Raw genomic sequence first — 23,384 nt, 5'->3', positions numbered from 1 at the left:
CTCCATCTCTATACAAAAACTCCCTTTTCCCATAATATTACTTGTAAAATTATAGTACATTTTTACTCATAAAAAAATAAAAAATGGTTTTTTTTACAAATTTTATATTTATGAAAAGAAATTTTAATGTGATTGTAAGTTACATACCCCTTTCATTTACAATACATTCACCTAGTATACACTTCCATATTGTTTTACCATTTTCAAAAAAGCGCTATGAAACTAAGTAAATATCATATCTAAATTAGCTCCCAGGCTCTTGTCTAATTAAAAGTAAGACTTGCTCCTTTTCCAAATAAAAACATATCTTATAAAGTAATCCATTGGTTATATAGATTAATTTAATAAAAAAGGAGGAAAAAACATGAGCTTTGGTGGTAGTTGCGCTGGTTTCGGCGGTGGATTTGCTTTACTCATCGTGCTATTCATCCTTCTAATCATTATCGGATGTAGCTGTTGGGGTGGCGGCGGAGGGTTTTAAATATAATACGTATCCTTTTCGCTAAACCCTAAATGAATAAAATATGTTAACTAAAAACTATACGAAAACAGCTCATATTTGAGCTGTTTTTTCATACTTTCGTATGAATTAATATCCTTCTTTTAAGTGATTTCAATAAACAAAGCATCGTTTAATATAAAATAAGAAACATTTTTACTAAGGAGGATTATAATGATTAAAGGTCTTTATGAAGCACATTTACCTGTCTGTAATTTAGAAATTTCGATACCTTTTTATGAATCACTGGGGCTCAAATTATATAAAAGAGACAAAGATATCGCCTTCTTTTGGATTGTAGAAAATGAAAGTTGGATTGGTCTTTGGGAAGGAAAAGAATACAAAGTTAATTATCATCCATCCTTACGACATATCGCTTTCCAAGTAAGATTACACGATTTAGAAAACGCGATACACTGGCTCAAACAGAAAGGAATTCCAGTGCGAAAAGACTTTGGAATGGAACCAATTGAGCCAATCGTTTTTCCCGAGCTAGCACACGCCTCTATATATTTTAATGATCCTGATGGAAACAGTTTAGAATTTATTGCAAAATTACCTGTTGAACTACTCAAGGCAGAAAAAATGTATTTAAGCGAATGGAAAAAACAAGTACAAGCATCGCTAATTTTTAGTTGATACCATTCATTAGTGCTGAGTAACAATAAAATTGTTTAAAAATGTAAGTGCTACCATTTGAGAAGAAACTAAATATTTATGTTAAAATAAAAGTGAGATTGTGAAGTATTACACTTAATCTATAGGCTCGAATCAGTTAAATTCGATTTTCATAGTGAAAAAATATTTATTAAATTTGATTAAATAGGGGGTTATTTTGGAGACTACATTAATTTTCATATGTATTATATTAGTGGCTTCTGTTTTGCAAACAAGTACAGGTTTTGGCTTTTCCATAATGGCAACACCTTTCTTACTAATGTTATTCTTACCACAAGAAGCTATACAAATAAACATTATTTTATCATTAATTATTTCAATATCACTCATTTGGAAAATAAGAATGGACATTGACTTTATTCTACTGAAAAGATTAACTTTTGGAAGTATAGTTGGTGTACCTTTTGGTATTTTACTCTTCACTTCTATTAACATAAACGCTTTTAAATTAGCAATCAGCATCCTGCTCTTAATCTTAACATTGATGCTGATATGTAACTTTAAGATTAAATCAACACAATCTAGGGATTTCGTAGTTGGTGGCTTATCAGGCCTTTTAACGACAAGTATCGGCATGCCAGGACCTCCCTTGTTACTATACTTTACAGGAACTGATACTGAAAAAGGGAAGTTAAGAGCAACTACTTTGGCTTTTTATCTGTTTATATATTTCATTAGTCTCATAACTCAAATACTCTTTACTGGAACGAACAGAACAATTTGGGAATCAAGTTTTTATGCAATTCCAATCATATTTCTAGGTTTGTTTATAGGCCAAATTATTTTTAAATGGCTTAATCAACGGATTTTTAAAATATTTACATATATCCTTTTGAGTTGCACAGGTATTTATCTCCTTATTGAAAGTTTGAATTTGTTATAAATAAGTTTTTCAAATTAGAAGGTGCTTTAGAGTGTGCAATAACACATAGATCTAAACGAATTTATTGGTGTATTTTTAAGTGCAGTGGAGTATTTTACATCAAAAATTAAACAAATTTTTTTTAACCCCGTCTTAAAATCAGAACGGGGTTATACGTGTTTTAAGTTTTTAAATTAAATAACTTTATTGTCAGTTTACAATTAGTAATCCCACTGATGATTCTTTCATGAGAAGAATATTTTAAAGCTACAAGTTCATCAATAGAATACTAACTAAACCATAAAAAGCGGCTATTAGGCCACTTTTTACATTAAATATTTTATAAAGCAAAGACCTGAACTTACTATCACGAATATATTAAAGAATAAGAAAAATCCTTTTTCAAAATCTGTATACTTTTCTACTTTTACTCCGCGTTTTTTTAACTCCATAATAATCATTGCAATTTCTTGTGCATACTCAATACTTCCAAATTGTATATAGCTGTTATTATATTTAATCTCAAAGACATTTTTCATTTTTTTATGTTGCGAAATAGATTGTATATCTTCTATTGGCATGCTATGTTCATTTGTTTTTTTAAAATAACAATCTAATCCTTTCATGATCACTCTTTTATTTGTTAAAACGATATAATAATAAAAAGTAGCTCCTACGTAATATATATTTGGTATTACTTTATTATTTGCCATATATCCTTCGTCTACTAACAGTTCCTTCTCAATTTCTTCACCAGCTTGTAATTCATTGCGAATTGACTCTTCTAACATTTGTAAAGTTAATTTTTTTAATAACTCTCCATTTCTCACATAATACTTATCTATATTTATAGAATCATTCGCTTCTTTCTCTAAACGTGTAATTTCTTCTTCTGAATATTGGAGCTCATTTAACATCGATAATAATCTTTTATCCATATTACACACTCCCCTTCCACAGTTTTTGAAGTTTTTTCTTCCCCCGAGAAATTCGGTTGTATATATAATCCGCTGTTACTTTTAATTCTTTTGCAATATCGTCAATGGAACATCCATCAATATACCTCTTTAAAAAGATATAACGATCCTTTTTATTTAAATCTTGCACTATTTCCATAATCTCTTCTTCTTGTTCTATTTCATAACTATCATGGATACCTTTATCTATTTCTACGTCTTTATCCATTTCGTTCTCTCTATATACTTTCTTTTTATATTCCAATGCCTTTAATTTAGTAATACCAATCATCCAAGATTTTAAGTTTCCCTTTTCTATATCAAATTGGTCGATATTAAACCAAATGACAGTAAATACATCGTTATAACAATCCTCTACATATTGTTTCTCAATAGGGGTACTTAATGATTTATGAATAATGTATAAAACTAATTTTCCATATTGATCAATGACTTCTTTCAAAGCATCTTGATCACGTTTTTTCATAGCTATAATTAAATCCTCTTCAGAATCGAAAATCATAAACATCTTCCTTCCTCAGTTCCCCTTTAGCAGCTGCTTTTACTTACTATTGGCATTTCATTCTCATTTTCTATCACTTTTGTAAAAATTTATTAATTTTTATTTTCATTTTATATAATAACAAATAAAAACCGAAGTTGAGAAAGCGAGTCCTACTTTCTTAGCTTCGGTTTTTTATTTGATTTTATTACTTAAACTAACGTCTCACCACATACTGTTTTTATATTTTTAAAGTAGTGAAGGTTTTCATTACCTTCACCTTCATCAAACAAATTGAGCTGTTTCATAATTTCAACAGCAAATTCAACATACGCAGATCCTACTGCTGTTATGACTTTCCCATCCACAGTTACATCTTTATTTTGTTTATATTCCCATTCATGTAAATGCACTAAGTGTTTTTCATCTAGAGTTAATGATGTTGAGAATTTCTTCTTATTAAGCACTCCGGCTGCATGTAGTAGAGCTGTCCCTGCACAAATGCCTGCTATCCATTTATTTTGCTTATGTAATTCTTTCACGATAGATAACAGTTGTTCATTTTCTAAATGGCGAAAAATATGCCCTCCTGGTACAATAAACACTTCGTAATCCACTACTTCAATATTCTCTATAGAGACATGTGGTTGACACAAAAATCCGCCTTCTCCTGCAACTGTTTTTCCGTCTACAGTTGCTGTTATTATTTCGAATTCCTTACTTGTCAAAAATAAACTCGCTATATTCACTTCAAATTCTGCAAATCCATCAAATAAAAAGATTAAAGCTTTCTTCATTTTATCCCCTCCCTCTCTAACCAATTCGAAAACAAATACATTTCTCCTCCAAAAAAAGACAAACCCACATCTCAGGTTTGTCTTTTCAATCATTTTTTATTTAATCCTTTCTCACCCAAAAACTCTTTCATATGCATTCTCTTCTCTTTTGACATAAATGTGCTCATTGATTCCGTCCATGTTACGTTTTTTTGATTTGACGATCTTTCTTTGTAATACACACTCATCGTTTCATCATATTCGTTTAATAATTCATCATATTTCTTTTCATCGTATCCATTTTCATGAAGAATTGCTGCTACTGGTAATCGTGGTTTTACTCCATGATCTTCATCTGGTACGCCGACTGTCATTCCGAATACCGGATATACTTTATCCGGTAAATGAAGCAATTCACTCACTTCTTTCGGGTTATTACGAATTCCGCCAATATAACAAATGCCGTATCCTAATGATTCAGCTGCAAGTGCTAAGTTTTGTGCAAATAATGAGGCATCTACTGTTGCTACAATAAAGTCCTCTACTCCCTCATGTTTAATTTCTGTTCCATGTTTCTCACATGCGGTTTCTAGACGTTTTAAATCCGCACAGCATACAAAGAATGCTGCACAGTCTTTCACATGACGATTCCCGGATAATTCAGCTAGTTTAGCCTTTAGTTCTTGATCTGTTACATATATAAGAGAATATGCCTGTACAAAATGTGAGGAAGCCGCATGCTGAGCAGCTTGCACTATTCTTTCTACTATCTCTTTTGAAATTGGTTCTTCTTTATATTTACGAACTGAAACGTGTTGCTCCATTTTATGTATCATCTCATTCATGAAAATCACTCCTTCTTTCTCTTCATAATGAAAAATTAACATATCTTTTTCATTATTCACAACTTATAAGCACAAAAAGAGCAATTCTTTTCGAATTACTCTTTTTTAATGTCTATTAATACGGTATATGAAATTATATCAGTCGTTTCGACAAAGGATATCGACTTATCAACAAATAACGAAAGATTTATATGCTATTATGCAATTGTTGTTAAGCTGCTTTCAAAACTTTAATTCCTTTAACAATATTCCAAATGAAGTAATAAATTCCTACAAGAATAAACACTGCATACGTTATAACCATTCCAATTCCAACGCTCTCAGATTGATTGAAACTTAAACCGTATACCCCTGATAAAGCTAATCCGCCAAATAAGATTGCGTACGGGAAAATATGTGACCAAAATGCTTTTTTTGCGTGATATTTCACTTCATCTTCCGCAACGAAGTACACGATAATTGGCAGTAAAAATGGTGCAAAAAAGATACTAAAGTAACATAGCGAAGATAAAATATTATTTCCTTTCATCCGATTCACCTCTAAAGTTTTTTGTTACCTTCATTATGTCAGGAAACCACTTTAGAAACTATCGCTTTACCTTTCATGAACATGACATCTTTGTAAGATTTTTCTCAAACTAAAACCCACCTGATTCCAGGTGGATTTTAGTTTGAGTTTCACTATATTCGATTCATAAACCAATATTGCGTAATCGCTAAATATTCTCGTACATTCGATTGAATAATAATTGGCTTCGGTGTTTTCGCCGGAAGACCTTCTAATGTCAACCCTTGTTTTTCTGCAATCTTTTTTGCTCGGAACATATGAAAATCGTTCGTTACAATCATCCCTTTTTTCATATTTTCAGGGATAAGAGGTTTTGAAAATTTAATATTTTCATCTGTGCTCGTCGAACGTTCTTCCATTATAATGCGGTCTTCTGCAATATTTTGTTTCATTAATCCTTGTTTCATCGCTAATGCTTCTGTAATATCTTCACCTTTTCCCTGGCCTCCAGATACGATAGCAATTGTTTTATCATGTGATTTTAAATACTCAGCTGCTTTATCAATACGATATTGCAATGAATAAGAAGGCTTTGTTCCATTTACTTTCGATCCTAGTACAATTATATAATCCGCATCGTCAATTGCATTCATATGCCCATGCTTATAGATGTTATATTGTAAAAACCCCGCATACACGGCGAAGATCATTATAACAACTAAAATGTACTTAATTATTTTCTTCTTTCTCATATCCATATACTCCTATTCCCTTTACTTCCTTCATCATAATATCCATTTATTTGTTTGTATACAGCCAAATTCCAATTCACCCTAATTCATCCTATAAAAGGTAATATTTATATTACTTTCGGGAATAGTAAGTACAACTTCACACGAAGGAGTGTCCCTCTTGCTTCTCTTTTTATTTAATGTATCGTTCTTTTTTATCTTATTTTTACTATCACTTAAGCTACTTGGTAAATCTGCATTAGCACAACTAACCCCTCATGATTTTGGGGCTATTATCTTTTTATCTTATTTAGCTTTTCAAGCCATACCAGTCGCTGGTGCTTTACAAGCATTTCTCGGTATGGTCGTTATTACATGTTTGCATTTACTTCTTACCAAATTAAGCTTACTCAATAAACTAAATCGTTTTATTCTCGGACACCCCATTATTTTAATTAAACATGGTGATATTATTTTTGAGAACTTACAAAAAAGTAGATATCCGATCCCTGAATTGCTTTCTAATCTTCGCGTCGCCGGATATCCAAGTGTTCATGAAATTGAATACGCTATTTTAGAAGCGAATGGAGCCATTAGCATTTTACCAAAGCGAGAACTTGTACCATTGACTCCAAAAGATATGAATATAGATGTTAAGTATGCAGGGTTACCAATTGCTCTTATCGTTGATTCACAAATTCAATACGATAACTTAAAGTTAATTCATAAAGACGAAAAATGGTTATATAAAGAGTTAAAAGAAAAAGGCATCACAAATATTAAAAACGTTGCTTTTGCGTCTGCTCAAGAAACGGATGGATCTTTTGCGATTAGTTTAAAAGAATGAAAAAATCCCCTTACTTGTTCAAGGGGATTTTCTTCACTATATTGCTTCTTTCTTTCCTGCCAAGTTTAATGGAACAGGATGTTTCATACGATTCATCGTAAATACAATGATTGCTGTCAATATTTCCGCTACTGGCATAACGAGCCAAATTCCATTTACACCAAATAATTTCGGCATAATCCATAACAATGGAATAATAAATAGTAAACCACGGCTCAAAATAATAAGAACTGATTTTGTCGTTTGTCGCACTGATTGGAAATACTCTCCATACACAATGTTATAGCCTAAAAATACATATTGTATAAAGAATAAACTAATACCTGTTAACGTTAACTCCAATAGTTCTGGGGATTGAACATCAAACAAACCAATTATATATTTCCCGAAGAATAAACCGACAACAATTGCTACGCCTCCGAGTACAACTGCAGTTTTTACAGCTAACCGTAATCCTTCACGCAGTCTTTCTGGTAAATTTGCACCATAGTGGAAACTAGCAATAGGTTGTAATGCGGCTCCAACACCGAAGAACAATAATAATGTCATTGCATGAATACTATTGACCATCGCATAAGAAGCGACACCTACTTCTCCTGCATATTGAACAAAAGCGATATTAAAACCAACCGTTACAATCGCTACTGTAATCTCAGTTGTAAAACTTGGGAAACCAATCACCATAATTTGTTTAACCGTATCCCATTCAAAATGGAATTTCGTCCACTTTAAAACACTACTTTTTCTAAAGAAGTGAGTTAATAATACAAGGAAACCAATTGCCGCCGAAAGAATAGTTGCTGAGGCAGCACCTGTTACGCCCCATCCAAAGATGAAAATAAAGATATAGTCAAACACTATGTTCAATACAGCCGTTACGACAAGGCCTGCCATTGCTAAATTAGGATTTCCATCGTTACGTATAAATGTGCTTAAAATATTTTCTAAAACGTATATCATTCCAAATGTTAATAACACTTGTAAATAGTCTAACGCATATGGCAAAATCACTTCATTTGCACCGAATAGATATGCTATATCTTCTATTCTCCATAAGCAAATAGCCGCCAAAACACCTACGATAATAACTGCCACTGTCATAGATTGAGTAAAAATAGACCTTGCTCTTTCCAGTTTATTTTCCCCTAGTGCAATGGAATATAACGTTGCTCCGCCCATTCCAATCCATAATGAAATAGAAAAGAAAATTGAAAACGCTGGAATAGCTACGTTTACTCCAGCCAAACCGTTCGCTCCAACTCCTCTACTAATCATGACCGCATCAATCACAATATTAACCGACATTAATACCATCCCAAGAACAGCTGGTATTAAATAAGTGATAAATAAACTTTTAATAGGTTTTTCTCTTAATTTTTCTGTTGTTTCCATCATATAAATGCTCCTTTTTCAATGCTCTGTTCACAGTTTAAACCTTCAAGTTACTTGAAGGTCAATAGAGAATCGAAAAATATATAAGCCTATTTTTTAACAACAGGTATTTGAATTTCCGTTACTTGCTCCTTCGGATTTTCTGTTACAGACCAATCAATTAACGCAAGCTCAAGCGCATCTCCGCATACTTCGTATCCTTCGTTATCAATGTGATTTAATAATTTCGTATACGTTGCATCTGTTTCTTCATATGGTCCATGGTGATAAGAACAAGCAAATATTCCTTCTTTTATTTCATCTGAAGTATGCAATTGAAAAGGCATGTAATCCAATAAAATAAACACACTGTTATATGCTTGAAACTCATTTTGAAGTAATGCTTTTTTGGAAACTGTTACACCGATATCTCCTGAAAATAAACTATTATCAATTTGCTTCATATTTTTTTGTAGCGAATGGATATAATATTCAAACATATCATCTGTTGTATTAGGTGCAACTGCAATCGCTGTTATTTTTCGCTTCGATATCGTTTTATAAATAATTTGATTCGCTTCTGATTCCGTCGCTTTCTTCATTAAATGGATTTTATGTTCCATTTTTGCCAAAGCATACTCGATTTCTCTTTGCTTTTTCAGCATCATTTCTTGTTGTTTTTCAAGTAAATTCAGCGCATAAGACGGATTTCGTTCATCAATATATTTCTTTATTTCCTTTAATGGAATATTCAATTGGCGTAAAAATTTAATCGTGTCTAATAGTGAAAACTGATCAATTGTGTAATAGCGATAATTCGTTTGCGGGTCCACAATAGACGGATGAAAAATTCCTTTTTCATCATAGTAGCGTAATGTAGATTCCGCTATATTATGCATTTTTGCCATTTCCCCAATTGTAAAACGTTTATTTAATAACATATGCCCTTCTCCAATTCATTAAAAATGTAGCCTTATTTCTTCTTATTATATAGTGATTCCCTCCATACCTAAATCGAATCCTATCATGAAAATCTGCTATTTTTTCATTGATTTTTAATAAATTTTATTATATATTAATTACAGGTTCAAATTACAAGTTCAAAAGAACTCGTAATAAGACCCTTTGTTTAATGGGTTTTTACATATTTTCATTAGGCAAATTCCGAGAAATCGTATGATAAAACTAAAAATGATGAGGAGAGGATCAGATGGAATTCGAATTTTTCTTTCAAATTGCACTTATTTTATTAAGTACAAAGCTCGCTGGTGACCTTAGTGTTAGATTAGGTCAACCTTCTGTACTGGGTAAATTAATTGTCGGTATCGTTATCGGTCCAGCTTTATTAGGTTGGATTGAGAATTCAGAACTTCTAACGCAATTAAGTAATGTCGGGGTTATTCTTTTAATGTTTATGGCTGGACTTGAAACAGACTTAAAAGAATTAAATGAAAACCGTAATTCTTCTTTAGCAGTCGCAATTGGAGGTATCGTTCTTCCATTTGTAGGTGGTTACGTTGCCGGTCTTGTTATGGGCATGGAACAAGGGAACGCTGTCTTTTTAGGATTACTTCTATGTGCGACAAGTGTTAGTATTTCCGTTCAAACACTTCGCGATTTAGGTAAGATGAAAACACGTGAAAGTACAACAATGCTTGGAGCAGCTGTATTTGATGACATTCTTGTTGTTATTTTATTAGCATTCGCAATGAGCTTCTTAGGTACAGATGATGTGAATTTAACAATGGTTATCTTGAAAAAAGTAGTATTCTTTGCTTCTATTATTTTAATCGGATGGAAAGGTGTTCCAGCGATTATGCGTTGGTTATCACCACTACGCGTATCTGAGTCTATCGTTAGCGCAGCACTTATCATCTGTTTCTCATTCGCATATTTCGGCGAACTATTAGGAATTGCTGGTATTATCGGTGCTTTCGCAGCTGGTATCGCTATTTCTCAAACGAACTACAAACATGAAGTAGAAAAGAAAGTAGAACCAATCGCTTATGCTATGTTCGTACCAGTATTCTTCGTTAGCATCGGTATGAATATTACATTTGACGGTATTGGTGATCAAATTTGGTTCATTTTAGCATTAACAGTAATCGCTGTATTCACAAAACTAATCGGTTGTGGATTCGGTGCACGAATGACTGGATTTGATGCAAAGTCTTCTGCAATTATCGGTGCTGGTATGGTTTCTCGTGGTGAAGTTGCACTTATCATCGCAGGAACAGGACTTTCTTCTGGCCTATTAGCACAAGATTACTTTACAGCAATCGTTATCGTCGTTATTTTAACTACGATGATTACACCACCAATGTTAAAATACACTTTTGGTGCAAAAGATAAAGCACTGAAAGCAAGTAAATAAGTTTACTATAATAAAAGGAGATTGCTATCTTATAAGATAGCAATCTCCTTTTTCGTTTCACCTTTAAACAATCTCATTCGTCTTTAACCATTTTTCAAAAATAGTTCGTGCCTCTTCATCATCGATATCATCACGAAATGAATATACTTTTATGCCATAGTCATCTATATATTCCCCAAGTTTCATTTCCTCCACCTTTTTATAAAAATCGTCTGCCTCATATTTTGGAATATAAGCATCCCAAACTGGCTCATTTATTCTTTTGTACGCTGTCACTTCTAAATCATATCCGTCTTCATAATATTCGATGTGATAATGTTTGTTAGGATCATATTTCTCCATTAAAAGCTCCTCCTAGTAAACAAAAGCGAGCCTTATATTACAGCTCGCTCCTCTCGTATTTATTAAATACGTTCCATCGCTGTCTTCAACGTTCCAACAACAAAAGCAATTTCTTCACTTGAAATAACAAGTGGCGGTGCTAATGTTAAAACGTTATTATACCCCGCTGTTGTCATACCGTTACGCCCAATAATAAGTCCTTTTTCTTTACAAGCATTTACAACACTTGCAATTTTGTCGTTATCAATTGGTTCTTTCGTCGCTTTATCATTTACTAGTTCGATTCCAACTAATAACCCTTTCCCTCTAATATTACCAACAAGCGGATGTTCCCCAATTTCTTCTTTTAATTGATTTAATAAAAGTGAACCCATTTGGGCAGAGCGCTCAATTAAATTTTCATTTTCCATAATCTCTAAGTTTTTAAGCGCTAATGCACAAGCCGCTGGATTTCCACCAAATGTATTAATATGACGGAAGAATTCATATTCCCCTGTTCCTTTAAATGCCTCATAAATTTCTTTTTTCACAGCTGTTGCTGATAATGGTAAGTATGCGCTCGTAATACCTTTTGCCATCGTAACGATATCAGGCTTAACGTCATAATTCATAAATCCAAATGCTTTTCCTGTACGCCCGAAACCACAAATAACTTCATCGCTAATAAGTAACGAACCGTGTTTTTGACACGTTTCATGAACAGCTTTCATATAGTCTTGTGGCGGCATTAAAATACCTCCGCCTGTAATAATTGGCTCCATAATAAATCCCGCTATTGTTTCGCTTAATTCCCATGTCATAACACGATCTACTTCTTTTACGCATTCTACATCATAAATATTTTGCGATTCCATTTCTGGCATGCGGTAACAATCTGGAGGCGTTACATGTAAAAACCCTGACGCAAATGGCTCATATTGGTATCTACGCTGTGCTTGTCCAGTCGCTGCCATCGTTGCCATTGTGTTTCCGTGATAACCACGATAACGTGACATAAATTTATAACGATGCGGTTCACCTTTTTGAGCATAATATTGTCTTGCTATTTTAAAAGCTGTTTCATTCGCTTCTGATCCACTATTAGAGAAGAATATAACATACTCTCCACCAAGCCATTCGTTTAACTTTTCAGCGAGCTTAATTGCTGGCTCATGTGATTGTGACATCGGAAAGTATGATAATGTTTGCAATTGCTTATAAGCTGCCTCTGCGAGCTCTTTTCTTCCGTATCCACTATTCACACACCAAAGACCACTCATACCGTCTAAGTATCTTTTTCCTTGTATATCTTCAACCCAGCACCCTTCTGCTTTTGCCCCTACCATTGTACTACTTGGGCTAAAAGGACGCATTCCGTGCCAAACATATTGCTCATCTTTTGCTAATAATTCATCGGTTTGTTTTGTCTTCATCATTTCTTCCACCTTCCATAACAACTTATTTTTCACAAAGCTGCGCTGGTGCCATGATAAGTTAAATTTCTCCCTGCCTATTTTCATTCCACAAACACAAGACAAATCCTACCAAAAATAAAGTAATATTTATCCCGCTATTTGTGGGCAGTAAAACTCCCACCCCAAAATTCAGCTGGAGCAAAGAAGTTAGGTGGGAGATTAACTGCCCATAAACGCCCGATTGGTGAAGGCTAATAATCAGTGTGGGGGGATGAACAATCCCCCACACTGATTAAAGTTTCACTTTATAAGAAAATGCCAAAAGAAAGAGAAGCTTTTCTTATATTTCGAAAAGCTCCTCTTTTTTTAATGTGAAGAAGCATCACTAATACCATGACCAGTATTAGATTTCACAAGAATTTCATCAAACTTTGCTGCATCTTCTTTCTTACTAGAGAAAACAGTTCCTAAATATGCTGCAAGGAATCCAAGCGGAATAGAAACAATTCCAGGTGTCGTATATGGGAATATCGCCTCTCCAACAAATATAGCTTTCCCTACCACAGGATTCCAAACGTTTGGACTTAACCCAACAAGAACAATTGCTGATACAAGACCAACAATCATACCACAAATTGCACCCGTTGTATTAAAACGCTTCCAATATATTGTAAATAATATAACTGGTAAATTTGCACTCGCTGCAACTGCAAATGCTAGTGATACTAAAAATGCTACGTTTAATGTTTGCGCAAATAAGGCAAGTATAATAGATACTATCGCTACTCCAATAGACGCATAACGAGCCATTGAAACTTGCTCTTTTTCCGTTGATTTTCCTTTGCGAATAATCTCGTTATAAAAATCATGAGCAAATGCGGAAGCCGCTGTTAATACAAGACCTGCTACTACAGCTAAAATTGTTGCAAAAGCAATCGCCGATACGAATGCGAATAAGAAATCTCCACCTAATGCTTTAGCTAATAAAGGTGCTGCCATATTACCGGCTGGATTTGCTTGAATAATTGCCTCATTCCCTACAAACGCCGCCGCACCAAATCCTAAGAAAATCGTCATAATATAAAATGCACCAATTAACCACGTAGCGTACACAACTGATTGCCGTGCAGTTTTTGCATCACGTACTGTGAAAAAGCGGACAAGAATATGCGGTAATCCTGCCGTACCAAGAACTAGTCCTAAATTTAAAGAAAGTGTATCCAGACCATCTTTATACTTTACTCCTGGATTTAAAAACGATTCCTTCAATGGAGTAGCTGTTTTCATTTGAGCGAACATTTCTGTCACACTGAAATTAAATTTGGAGAAAACGATAACAGAAATAATAAATGTACCTGCCATAAGTAGTACAGCCTTTACAATTTGTACCCAACTTGTAGCAGTCATACCTCCAAAAATAACGTAAACTGTCATTAGTGTACCAACGATTAAAACAGATGTCGTATATTCAATTCCTAATAATAATTTAATAAGTGCACCCGCACCAACTAATTGTGCAATCATATAAAAAATCGAAATCGTCATCGTATTAAGTGCTGCAATACCACGAACCTTTTTCGCATCAAAACGCGCCGCAATCATATCCGCTAACGTATACTTCCCTAAATTTCTAAGCGGTTCTGCAACTAGGTATAATACAACTAAGTAAGCAACTAAGAAACCTATACTATAAAAGAACCCATCAAATCCTGTTAAAGCTATCGCTCCGGCGATGCCAAGAAATGACGCAGCAGACATGTAATCCCCGGCAATCGCCAGGCCATTTTGCCAACCAGTTAATCCCCCTCCAGCCGTATAAAATTCACTCGCATTTTTCGTTTTTTTCGATGCGAAATAAGTTATAACAAGTGTACCAAGGACGATAATTAAAAATAGCGCAAAGGCGGTTGTATTCAAAGTCAGCCCCTCCCTTGTTGCATATCTTGCAGAATTTTCCGCGAGATTTCATCAAAGGATTCTGCTTTTTTGCTATAAATCATACATAATGCCCATGTCATTATAAATTGCGCAAAAGCAAATACCCACGCCCATGTAACATCACCAAATACCGGTGTATTAAGCACCTTTGAATACGATGTTAAAATAGGTAATGTAATAAAAAAACTTAAAAAGAAAATACTCATCGGAATGATAAACTTCTTTTTCGTATTTAATAACAATTGAAACTCTTGCGACTGAACAACTTCTGTATAATTCACCTCATTTTGTAACTTACGTGCTGACGTATCATCTCGTTTCATTCTCTGGTCCCCTCTCTTAACTTAAAATACAATTTCTCCTTGTATACCTAAAGACTAAATTTTATAAATATTCAGAAACTTATTTTCATTTTAGACAATCCGTACATTCCTGCAAAGATTTTTCGATAGACATTTTTCGTCATTTTCTCCTAAAATTTCAATATACTTTTTCAACATAAAATTTGATTGATTCGATTACACTTTTATTCCCGTTAAAACAGAATAAAGTGAAACTTTAATCAGCGTGGGGGGGTACGGGCAGCACGACTCCCACCTAACTTCTTCGTATTCGCCGAATTTTTGGGTGGGAGTCTTACTGCTCGCAAATAGCGGGATAAAAAAAGTAGTGCTTATCGCACTACTTCTGTCTTTGTCTCCTTTTCTAAATTACGAGCTGTTTCGCTTAATTCAACGTCTTTTCCATCTTTAAGCGTTCCAAATATAAAATCGAATACTGGATTTGAAACACCAAACCAAAACTTTTCATTTTTATAATGGTGTAATATATGCTGTTTTTTTAGCCATCTTCCAAACTTAGTGAAGGGACGAATCGGCTTATGTGCAATATAATGTTTCCATTCATAAACGAGGAGCATGATAATCATTCCGATTCCGAATGAAAGTGTAACAGTAACACTTTTTGTAATACCATATGATATAAGTAAATAGATAGTAAAGCTAGGTATACTAAACCATACAGGCAAAAATAAAAGTTTTAAATCATCTGGATAGACGTGATGATCATAATGTAATCTTCTTAACATTTTTAATAAAAGTGCGTTTTTAGGCGGTTTTAAATGGAATAAAAAACGATGTGTCATATATTCGTTAAGCGTATAAAAAACAATCCCCAACACACACGCTAACATACCGATCCATGTAAAAAATTGCATTTTTAAAATAAGGATAAAAATTAATAGAACACTATACATAATAACAATATCATGTTGCAAAAAGAACTCCTTTACCACTCTCTTCATCTTTCTTCCCCCTTCTCCACAAAAACAGCCGCAACATATCGTTACGACTATTTCTTTTCTATTTTATTCTTATTCTATTCACTTTACAAATTTGCCTGCTGTTCTATTGTCGAAAAAAAAGTGTTCGGACCAAATATATTTTGCTTTGGGATAATGTGTTCTACTGCAAACACTGTTACTTCACCCCTTTGTACTTCTCCAATAATAAGCCCAAATACTTCATGATTTACCGCAAACGTTGGTTGTTTCGTTTGCAGCAACCTTGCTGCATTTTTAAATACCGCTTCATATAGTGGATTCCTATCAGTAATTTCTTTTCGGATTTTTGGTGCTAAAGTGATGATAATTTCTTTTCCGTCAATAGTGGTTCGATACATAAAAATCTCCCCTTCAATCTTATATGAACAACTGTAAAGCTTTGTATGCAAAATGGATAGAATATCCTACTAAAATAATACCTGCTCCGGCTGTAATATAGCCCAGTGCTTTTTGCTTTAATAAAGTTCTTCCGAAATGTACAGAAAAAGCAATATTTAAGTTCCACAAAATAATACCAACAATAATGCAAAGACTGTACAAAAAAGCTTCTTGTTTCGTTACCTTTGTAAGCAAAGAGCTAAGTGTACTTCCGTATATACCAAACCAAAAAACGAGATTTAATGGATTGGATATCGCGATAAAAAATCCTGCCATAAAAGATTGTTTAAGTCCACCTATCTCTTCTTGTTTATATTCCATATTAGAGTGAGAAATTCCTTGTTTTACACTTTGAAACCCTAAATAAAACAACAAGAAAAACCCAGCGCAATACATAAAAGCTTGTACATATGTATACATAAACACAGAAGATAAACCGAAATAAATAAGAAGCATAAACAAAATGTCAGCAGTCATTCCTCCGATTCCAACAATCCAAGCATGCCAAAATCCACGTTCAATTCCCCTTTTTAACATTTCAATATTAATCGGACCTACAGGCGCAGCTAATGAAATACCTAATACTATTTGTTGTATAATTGCTCCAAACATCGCTCTATCCTTTCTACTTCTTTTACTATTAAATAATGATGTAAATATAGAAAATAGACTAGCTTTCATAAAAATTATTCACTAATACAATACCCTTTTTTATCCAAAATATACAAAAGAGCCATCCTGTTGATGGCTCTTATTTCTCTACTCTATGTTGAAAAGGACATTTACCTTTAATCGGCTCAATATCATCCCCTATGAAATATTGTTTCCATTCACGATGATTAGGATCGCCGTAGTGACTAATGTTAGGGTGCTTCGGCAACTGATCCCACTTTTCAACTCGTTCACGGACCATTTGTCTTGAATACGATCCTTTAGGACGATCTCCTTCTAATCCATCGAAAATAGTTCGTGGCTGGAATCCAATAACGAGAGAATTTCCTAAATGCCTAGTCTTTCGCTGTTTATAAGCTGGCGCATTCCCAAATGCAAATATTGGTTCACCACCAAATGAAAATTCCCATAAATAATGCTCTGGATTTTTCGGGATTTGCTTTGGCCATAATTGATTATCTTGTTCATGCAAATACTGTAGTACTTTCCAAAAATACTCTCGATAATATTCGATTGATTTTTCTTCACATTCCGGTTCCACAAAAAGAAAAAATCCTCTTCTTACAATCGGCCGCTCTCTCATTAAATCTAAAAAAGATAACATTGTATTGGGTAAATGCCCCCAATCATTATGAGAGAGAAATGAATAACGAAGTTCATTCTTTTTCAAAGCTGTTAAACCGAAATAACACGGAAAAGTTGGTTCTAACACGACACTCGAAAAATTATGAAATTCTTTTGCAACCCACTTCGGTATGTCGACTCTATTTTCCATTCCTTCATTATCTAATAAATAAGACTCATCCATTCTTTCACCTCATTATGTACAGCATTCACTTAAGAATATTACATACTCGGCTTGTCCTATACCTTTTTAAAAATTCGAGAAAAATTATTGAAAAATACAAAAATTTAAAAGCGCTTACTTGACTAAATTCTACCAATTCGTGTATATTTAAATTAATCATTTAGCAGAATATTCGATAAAATAGCATTTTTTATTTATATTATTTTTTAAAATGAATTTCACTAAATGAAAAAAGGAATCGTTTTTAGGAGGAATTGTGACATGCAAGGAAAAGTAAAATGGTTTAACAATGAAAAAGGTTTTGGATTTATCGAAATGGAAGGCTCTGAAGATGTATTCGTACATTTCTCTGCTATTCAAAGCGACGGCTACAAAGCCTTAGAGGAAGGTCAAGAAGTATCTTTCGACATTACTGAAGGAAACCGTGGACCTCAAGCTGCTAACGTAGCAAAACTTTAATCCCACATATGACAGGAGGTTACCTTACTTGGTAACCTCCTTTGTTATTCCTTTGTATATTTCCGTTTTACAGAGCAAAAACTATGTGAAATGCGCAAAATACAAAGGAGGCAATAACAATGGGGTCACATGTAAATGATTTTGAAGAAGTAAAATTCCGTGTAGAAACTGCACAAAAAATGGTAGGTTCTGCAACAATTTCAATGGATCCAGACACATTAGAGCATGCCACTACTGCAGTAGAATCGGCTCGTTCTCAGCTTGAAATCATGAAATCCGTTGCGACGGATTTAGATGAGCCATTTCTAATGAATGAAGAAAAAAAATTAAGCAAATGCGAGCATCAATTACACGAAGCGAAGCACTAAAAAACATCCAGAGAGATTTCTCTGGATGTTTTTTTATGACAATTGCTCCCCATACTTTTTCAACTTCTCTCCAACCGTACATTGCCTTATACAAAAAGAATGGGCATAGTATTTACTATGATTTTTCCGATTATGATCCTGTAAGAAACATCCTTCGCAATACGTCTCTAATAAGTCATTTACCTCTGTAATGAGTTGCTTTTTATTCACCTTTGCACCTCTCTATTCGGTTATTTCTTTATGACTGTCAATTGCCGTCCCTTCTAATGCTTGCGCTGCTAATTGATGTGCCTCTTTATTTTGTTTTCTAGATATCGGTTCACAAACAAGCTTTAATTTCATTTGCTTCGCTTTTTGTTCTATTTGATCTAAGTAATGATTTAAATGTTCATCATAGCAAGGCCATTCACCAGCTAATTGCTGCAGTACAACTTGAGAATCTCCACGAAGTGTAACGGCTTCATATTTAATTCCTAATTCCTCGAGTGTGTTCATCCCGTATAATAATGCTGCATACTCCGCTTCGTTATTATCATATATGCCTTCTATGTATGCATTGCGACGAATTCGGTAATTTGTATTTCCTTTTTTATAGTATACACATATACCAACCCCAGCTTCTTTCGTCTGTACATCATAACCACCATCAAAATAAACTTGAATTTCTTGAGGCTCTTCCTCCACTTGCTTACTCAATTTTTTCATTTCTTTTAATGACCATTCCGTGTCCATTTCATCGAAAAATAGCAGTTCTTTCGCCCTTCCTGTTTTCTCAAAATCCTCCGCAAATTGAAGCACTTCTTCTATGTTCATATAATCTGTTGTTAATTCAGTTTGTAAACCACGCTTCGTTTTATACAACCAATGTATTTTATATTTCATACTAGATTCCCCTTTTATAAGACTTTTTATATGTAGCCAGCTAATGAAATCCTCACTTTATTTTATCCCTTTCGGCAAGCAGACTCCATCTGATTTGCGTTACGGGTGAAACCCAACAATTCAGGTGGAGATGAATTGTCATCAGAAGGTAGACCAAACACTTTTGTTTCGTTCATAACAATTTTTTGAGGGCGAATATTTGTTTCTTTTTGTCTTACGATATAATCTGTCGTAGATAAGGAGGGAATATATCGTAAGACAACGAAATTGGATAATAATAATCATTTGGTTACTTGAGCCAAAAGGAATTACGATGAAGATCATGTTCATATTTTGTTCCGTTTCGTTCCAAATAATGATTTGTCAAAAGCGATTAACAGTTACAAAAGTGTTAGTTCTCGTTTCCTGAAACGAGATTTTCCTAAGATAAAACATGATCTATGGAAAGAAATGTTTTGGTCTCGAAGTTATTGTCTTTTAACAACGGGCGGTGTACCTATAGATTCTATCCGTAAGTACATTGAATCACAAGGAAAGCAATAATTTTAATGTACTCTCTGAGAAAGGTGGTGAAAACAATGGCTAGAAAGAAAGCAGTGAAAGTATTACGTAAACAAAAGAAAAGAGAAACCATGCAACGATTCACGCAGAAACAGAATATCGGACGAGCTTGTCTCACAGCAAAAGAATTTCGTTTACTTCAGCGCATGTCACATAGTTCAAAAGCATTGCGAAATGTTGGATTGTACACCATAAAAAAAAGTTATTTGAATCATAATAAAATGGCTACTGTAAAAGAAGTGGATACTGCCATACAAGCCGATTTGAATTACTCGGGCATTCAATCAAACTCTGTTCAAGCGATTCGTAGAGCCTTATTTACAGAAGTGAAGAGCTTTTTTAAAGCATTGGAACAGTGGAAAAACAAACCAGAAACCTTCACAGGGCGTCCTAAGTTTCCGAATTATTCCGGTTCAACTGACAAACGAATTATTGAAATCTATCAAGTTCCAAAAGTGGATGATAACGGGTATTGGCTGATTCCGATGAATGTGGCATTCAGAAAAAAATTCGGTTCCATTAAAATACGTATGCCTAAAAATTTAAGAAATAAAAAAATCTCCTACATTGAGATTGTACCGAAGCAAAAAGGTCGGTTCTTTGAGGTGCATTACACATATGAGATGCACGTTTCTCAAATGAAGAAACAATCCACGACTACTAGTAACGCTTTGAGTTGCGATTTAGGTGTAGATAGATTATTAAGTTGCGTAACAAATACAGGTGATGCATTTTTAATTGATGGGAAAAAATTAAAATCCATTAACCAGTACTTCAACAAAATGATACGTAATCTCCAACTGAAAAATGTGGAAAATGGACTTTCCAAACGTGTTGTAACGAATAAAATGGCTGCACTTTGGCATAAACGAGAAAAACAAATAAATGGTTACATTTCACAAACTGTAGGTTTGTTGTTCAAAAAAGTGAAAGCATTCAACATAGATACGGTTGTCGTAGGTTATAACACTGGTTGGAAACAAAAATCTGATATGGGAAAAAAGAATAAACAAAAATTTGTTCAAATCCCATTTCATAAACTGATTGCAGCAATTGAGAATAAATGTGTAAAAGAAGGCATCCGATTTTTAAAACAAGAAGAAAGCTATACTTCAAAAGCTAGTTTTCTTGATAAAGATAGGGTTCCAGTTTGGTCTAAGGATGATAGGACGCATTATCGCTTTAGTGGCAAACGAATCACTCGTGGTCTGTATCGAAGTAAATCAGGAAAATGTATCCATGCTGATATTAATGGTGCGTTGAATACATTGGAAAAATCAAGAGTTGTAGAATTGGATGAAAATCTTAAAGTGAAAACGCCGATTCTATTAGAAGTGCAAAAACGTAAGGCTGTTGCTTCGTGCATAGCTTAGTGGGTGTGTCAACCATCCATGTGTACTCGACTTGTCGGGGCTTGTAGCACACGCCGGATTCATCTGAGTGGTGGCTTCTTCCATAAGGAAGAACTGCTCTTTTTCAAAAGGGTGGTGCAAGTGGGGAAACGATTGTTCGTTTCTAGTACCAACCAAAAACTTACTTGGGGTGTTACCGTAAGGTGGCATGAATTCTAGAGCGTCAAACTGTCTAGCGATAGATGAAAAGACCTAGAGTTCTAACTCAAGCCCCCACTGAAACGTTTCATCAGAGTGGGGATAGTTGACCAAGAGTCACAGTATTATATTCAATATAATCACATACAAAAAGAGCCATCCTATATAAGGACAGCTCTTTCTTCTATTGCATAAATCTTTCAAATTGCACTCGCTTATTAATCCAGTACATTACAGGCATACCGATCGCCATTACAACAAATTCACCAACTGCACAAGTTAGCCATGTCAATAAAAATGGCAGATCAAATGCAAGATGAAGTTCAATTGCTATCATAAACATTGTAATTGTAAAGATAACTGTATTAAAAATCATACGAGCCCAAACACCTTTAATGAAGCGCATAGAAATAATAGTTGCAAGTAGTGCAAGAATTGATTGCCCTACTCCAAATACTAAATCATAAGCGATCATAGGTGAGAAAAAGAGATTCGTTAAAAATACACCTAATACAATCCCGTAAATTGCTTTCTTATTGAATACAACGAGATGATTAAACATCTCTGAAATACGAAACTGTACATTCGTAAAGCCAAATGGCTGAATAAGCATAGAAACAGCAATATATAATGCCGCTAAAATACCATTACCGACTAATGTTCTTATATTCATGACAAAATCTCCTTAGTTTTTTTACGTGGGATGGTTTCGAACCACGTTATTCGTTTTTAAGCAACAAGATTATATTTTACGCAATAGGTACTCTTTCGTCAATAGATTCCTATCATTTACTACCTTTTTTCTTTCGGACAACGTATAATAAAACATATGAAAGATTTAGGAGGTTTCACTTCATGACAGCAACAATTCAAAATGAAAAAGTGATCGTTTCCATCTCTGACAAAGGTGCAGAATTACAAAGCGTTCGCTTAAAAGAGGACAACACAGAATATTTATGGCAAGGTGATTCTACTTATTGGGGACGTCGTGCACCAATCTTGTTTCCAATCGTCGGTCGATTAGTAGATAATACATACTACGTAGAAGGTAAACCTTATTCATTAACACAGCATGGTTTTGCTCGTGACCTTTCGTTCTCTGTTAAAGAACAAAGCGACACAAAAATCACTTATGTCGTTACTAGTAATGAAGAGACATTACAAAAATATCCCTATGAATTTGAATTACTCATTTCTTATGAAGTAGACGAACAAAATATACATATTACATATGAAGTAAACAATCCTTCTTCAAAAGAGATGTTCTTCTCAATCGGAGCACACCCTGGATTCAACTGTCCTTTATTAGACGGCGAATCATTTGCAGATTATCATCTATCATTTAACGGATCTGAACGTTTAGAAACTAGCATATTAGAAGGTCCTTTTCTTTCAAATAAAAAGCAACTAATCGCTGAAAATACGAAAAAATTGCCACTTACATATGATTTATTCAAAAATGACGCGCTTATTTTTGAAAATATGAATACGAATGAAATTTCTATTCGCTCACATAAACATAATAAATTTGTAAAAGTAGCATTTGATGGGTTCCCATTTGTCGGCGTATGGACACCAGGAGATAACGCACCTTTCTTATGTATTGAACCTTGGTACGGAATTGCTGATGAAGTAAAACAAGTAAAAGATTTTAAAGAAAAAAAAGGAATTCAATCGTTACAAGCGAATGAAACATTTACATGTCGTTATAGCATTACAATTGGATAAAGTGAAACTTTAA

Annotated in this window: 28 protein-coding genes, 1 pseudogene and 1 riboswitch; of the genes and pseudogenes, 10 read left to right on the top strand and 19 right to left on the bottom strand. The window is 34.0% G+C overall.

Annotated elements, in window-relative coordinates:
- Positions 1-364: 364 nt before the first annotated feature.
- From V7038_RS09645 to V7038_RS09635, 3 genes are all read left to right on the top strand, one after another.
- The gene (locus tag V7038_RS09645) at positions 365-481 is read left to right on the top strand and encodes a YjcZ family sporulation protein (RefSeq protein WP_000007805.1); all 117 of its coding nucleotides are present in this window, start codon (positions 365-367) and stop codon (positions 479-481) included.
- A gap of 192 nt (positions 482-673) precedes the next feature.
- On the top strand, positions 674-1,138 hold the full coding sequence (locus V7038_RS09640) for a VOC family protein (RefSeq protein ID WP_002202560.1): 465 nt from the start codon (positions 674-676) through the stop codon (positions 1,136-1,138).
- Positions 1,139-1,334: 196 nt separating this feature from the next.
- A complete protein-coding gene (locus V7038_RS09635) occupies positions 1,335-2,060 on the top strand; it encodes a sulfite exporter TauE/SafE family protein (protein ID WP_002202561.1) in 726 nt (241 codons plus the stop codon).
- Positions 2,061-2,365: 305 nt separating this feature from the next.
- On the opposite strand, the gene V7038_RS09630 is transcribed toward V7038_RS09635, so the two are convergent.
- From V7038_RS09630 to V7038_RS09605, 6 genes are all read right to left on the bottom strand, one after another.
- A complete protein-coding gene (locus V7038_RS09630) occupies positions 2,366-2,977 on the bottom strand; it encodes a PH domain-containing protein (RefSeq protein ID WP_002202562.1) in 612 nt (203 codons plus the stop codon).
- 1 nt (position 2,978) lies between these two features.
- Entirely contained in the window at positions 2,979-3,524 is a 546-nt protein-coding gene (locus V7038_RS09625) for a sigma-70 family RNA polymerase sigma factor (protein WP_335469964.1), read from the bottom strand.
- A 185-nt stretch (positions 3,525-3,709) separates the two neighbouring features.
- The gene (locus V7038_RS09620) at positions 3,710-4,294 is read right to left on the bottom strand and encodes a DJ-1/PfpI family protein (RefSeq protein WP_070128176.1); all 585 of its coding nucleotides are present in this window, start codon (positions 4,292-4,294) and stop codon (positions 3,710-3,712) included.
- 89 nt (positions 4,295-4,383) lie between these two features.
- The gene (gene nfsA / locus V7038_RS09615) at positions 4,384-5,118 is read right to left on the bottom strand and encodes an oxygen-insensitive NADPH nitroreductase (protein ID WP_335469962.1); all 735 of its coding nucleotides are present in this window, start codon (positions 5,116-5,118) and stop codon (positions 4,384-4,386) included.
- Between the two features lie 211 nt (positions 5,119-5,329).
- Complete coding sequence (locus tag V7038_RS09610; protein WP_002158508.1) at positions 5,330-5,647, bottom strand: DUF4870 domain-containing protein; 318 nt, start codon at positions 5,645-5,647, stop codon at positions 5,330-5,332.
- A gap of 152 nt (positions 5,648-5,799) precedes the next feature.
- Complete coding sequence (locus tag V7038_RS09605; RefSeq protein WP_002202567.1) at positions 5,800-6,378, bottom strand: YdcF family protein; 579 nt, start codon at positions 6,376-6,378, stop codon at positions 5,800-5,802.
- A 160-nt stretch (positions 6,379-6,538) separates the two neighbouring features.
- Between V7038_RS09605 and V7038_RS09600 the strand changes: the two genes are divergently transcribed.
- Positions 6,539-7,204 (top strand): DUF421 domain-containing protein, encoded by a 666-nt coding sequence (locus V7038_RS09600; RefSeq protein ID WP_002202568.1) that lies wholly within the window; start codon positions 6,539-6,541, stop codon positions 7,202-7,204.
- A 36-nt stretch (positions 7,205-7,240) separates the two neighbouring features.
- On the opposite strand, the gene V7038_RS09595 is transcribed toward V7038_RS09600, so the two are convergent.
- Both V7038_RS09595 and V7038_RS09590 read right to left on the bottom strand, forming a co-directional pair.
- Positions 7,241-8,596 carry an MATE family efflux transporter gene (locus V7038_RS09595; RefSeq protein ID WP_033714246.1) on the bottom strand — a complete coding sequence of 452 codons (1,356 nt, stop codon included), beginning with the start codon at positions 8,594-8,596 and terminating at the stop codon, positions 7,241-7,243.
- 89 nt (positions 8,597-8,685) lie between these two features.
- On the bottom strand, positions 8,686-9,516 hold the full coding sequence (locus tag V7038_RS09590) for a MerR family transcriptional regulator (RefSeq protein ID WP_002202571.1): 831 nt from the start codon (positions 9,514-9,516) through the stop codon (positions 8,686-8,688).
- Positions 9,517-9,785: 269 nt separating this feature from the next.
- Here V7038_RS09590 and V7038_RS09585 point away from each other — a divergent pair, with 269 nt between their 5' ends.
- Positions 9,786-10,949: a cation:proton antiporter gene (locus V7038_RS09585; RefSeq protein WP_002202573.1), complete on the top strand. Its 1,164-nt coding sequence runs from the start codon at positions 9,786-9,788 to the stop codon at positions 10,947-10,949.
- A gap of 63 nt (positions 10,950-11,012) precedes the next feature.
- On the opposite strand, the gene V7038_RS09580 is transcribed toward V7038_RS09585, so the two are convergent.
- The 8 genes from V7038_RS09580 to V7038_RS09545 form a co-directional block, all read right to left on the bottom strand.
- Entirely contained in the window at positions 11,013-11,291 is a 279-nt protein-coding gene (locus V7038_RS09580) for a DUF3986 family protein (RefSeq protein WP_002202574.1), read from the bottom strand.
- Between the two features lie 62 nt (positions 11,292-11,353).
- Positions 11,354-12,703 carry an aspartate aminotransferase family protein gene (locus V7038_RS09575; protein WP_002158515.1) on the bottom strand — a complete coding sequence of 450 codons (1,350 nt, stop codon included), beginning with the start codon at positions 12,701-12,703 and terminating at the stop codon, positions 11,354-11,356.
- 348 nt (positions 12,704-13,051) lie between these two features.
- Positions 13,052-14,602 (bottom strand): solute symporter family protein, encoded by a 1,551-nt coding sequence (locus tag V7038_RS09570; RefSeq protein WP_002201091.1) that lies wholly within the window; start codon positions 14,600-14,602, stop codon positions 13,052-13,054.
- 2 nt (positions 14,603-14,604) lie between these two features.
- Positions 14,605-14,946 carry a DUF485 domain-containing protein gene (locus tag V7038_RS09565; RefSeq protein WP_002202576.1) on the bottom strand — a complete coding sequence of 114 codons (342 nt, stop codon included), beginning with the start codon at positions 14,944-14,946 and terminating at the stop codon, positions 14,605-14,607.
- A 350-nt stretch (positions 14,947-15,296) separates the two neighbouring features.
- On the bottom strand, positions 15,297-15,926 hold the full coding sequence (locus V7038_RS09560; RefSeq protein WP_002202577.1) for a sterol desaturase family protein: 630 nt from the start codon (positions 15,924-15,926) through the stop codon (positions 15,297-15,299).
- A gap of 83 nt (positions 15,927-16,009) precedes the next feature.
- Positions 16,010-16,303: a hypothetical protein gene (locus V7038_RS09555; protein ID WP_002011898.1), complete on the bottom strand. Its 294-nt coding sequence runs from the start codon at positions 16,301-16,303 to the stop codon at positions 16,010-16,012.
- A 19-nt stretch (positions 16,304-16,322) separates the two neighbouring features.
- Complete coding sequence (locus V7038_RS09550; protein ID WP_002201093.1) at positions 16,323-16,955, bottom strand: LysE family transporter; 633 nt, start codon at positions 16,953-16,955, stop codon at positions 16,323-16,325.
- Positions 16,956-17,094: 139 nt separating this feature from the next.
- A complete protein-coding gene (locus V7038_RS09545) occupies positions 17,095-17,823 on the bottom strand; it encodes a YqcI/YcgG family protein (protein WP_002201094.1) in 729 nt (242 codons plus the stop codon).
- Positions 17,824-18,084: 261 nt separating this feature from the next.
- Here V7038_RS09545 and cspB point away from each other — a divergent pair, with 261 nt between their 5' ends.
- Complete coding sequence (gene cspB / locus V7038_RS09540) at positions 18,085-18,282, top strand: cold shock-like protein CspB (protein ID WP_002011904.1); 198 nt, start codon at positions 18,085-18,087, stop codon at positions 18,280-18,282.
- Between the two features lie 119 nt (positions 18,283-18,401).
- Complete coding sequence (locus tag V7038_RS09535) at positions 18,402-18,650, top strand: DUF2564 family protein (protein ID WP_002011905.1); 249 nt, start codon at positions 18,402-18,404, stop codon at positions 18,648-18,650.
- 33 nt (positions 18,651-18,683) lie between these two features.
- On the opposite strand, the gene V7038_RS09530 is transcribed toward V7038_RS09535, so the two are convergent.
- Positions 18,684-18,860: a zinc-finger domain-containing protein gene (locus V7038_RS09530; RefSeq protein WP_033714188.1), complete on the bottom strand. Its 177-nt coding sequence runs from the start codon at positions 18,858-18,860 to the stop codon at positions 18,684-18,686.
- 12 nt (positions 18,861-18,872) lie between these two features.
- The gene (locus V7038_RS09525; RefSeq protein ID WP_002201095.1) at positions 18,873-19,532 is read right to left on the bottom strand and encodes a ribonuclease H family protein; all 660 of its coding nucleotides are present in this window, start codon (positions 19,530-19,532) and stop codon (positions 18,873-18,875) included.
- Positions 19,533-19,838: 306 nt separating this feature from the next.
- Here V7038_RS09525 and tnpA point away from each other — a divergent pair.
- Together tnpA and V7038_RS09515 are read left to right on the top strand one after the other, a co-directional pair.
- Positions 19,839-20,075, top strand: a pseudogene (gene tnpA / locus V7038_RS09520) (IS200/IS605 family transposase); the annotation flags it as partial.
- A 35-nt stretch (positions 20,076-20,110) separates the two neighbouring features.
- A complete protein-coding gene (locus tag V7038_RS09515; protein WP_335469955.1) occupies positions 20,111-21,466 on the top strand; it encodes a transposase in 1,356 nt (451 codons plus the stop codon).
- Positions 21,467-21,827: 361 nt separating this feature from the next.
- On the opposite strand, the gene V7038_RS09510 is transcribed toward V7038_RS09515, so the two are convergent.
- Positions 21,828-22,316, bottom strand: a complete 489-nt coding sequence (locus V7038_RS09510; RefSeq protein WP_002158523.1) for a QueT transporter family protein — start codon at positions 22,314-22,316, stop codon at positions 21,828-21,830.
- Positions 22,317-22,322: 6 nt separating this feature from the next.
- Positions 22,323-22,367, bottom strand: a riboswitch (PreQ1 riboswitch).
- Between the two features lie 131 nt (positions 22,368-22,498).
- Here V7038_RS09510 and V7038_RS09505 point away from each other — a divergent pair.
- The gene (locus tag V7038_RS09505; RefSeq protein WP_002202580.1) at positions 22,499-23,371 is read left to right on the top strand and encodes an aldose 1-epimerase family protein; all 873 of its coding nucleotides are present in this window, start codon (positions 22,499-22,501) and stop codon (positions 23,369-23,371) included.
- Positions 23,372-23,384 lie beyond the last annotated feature (13 nt).

Origin of the sequence: Bacillus sp. JJ783 (assembly GCF_036963225.1) — a bacterium.
GTDB classification, from domain to species: Bacteria; Bacillota; Bacilli; order Bacillales; family Bacillaceae_G; genus Bacillus_A; species Bacillus_A cereus_U.
Note: the sequence above shows the minus strand (reverse complement) of the source record. Positions and strands in the feature narration are given on the sequence as shown.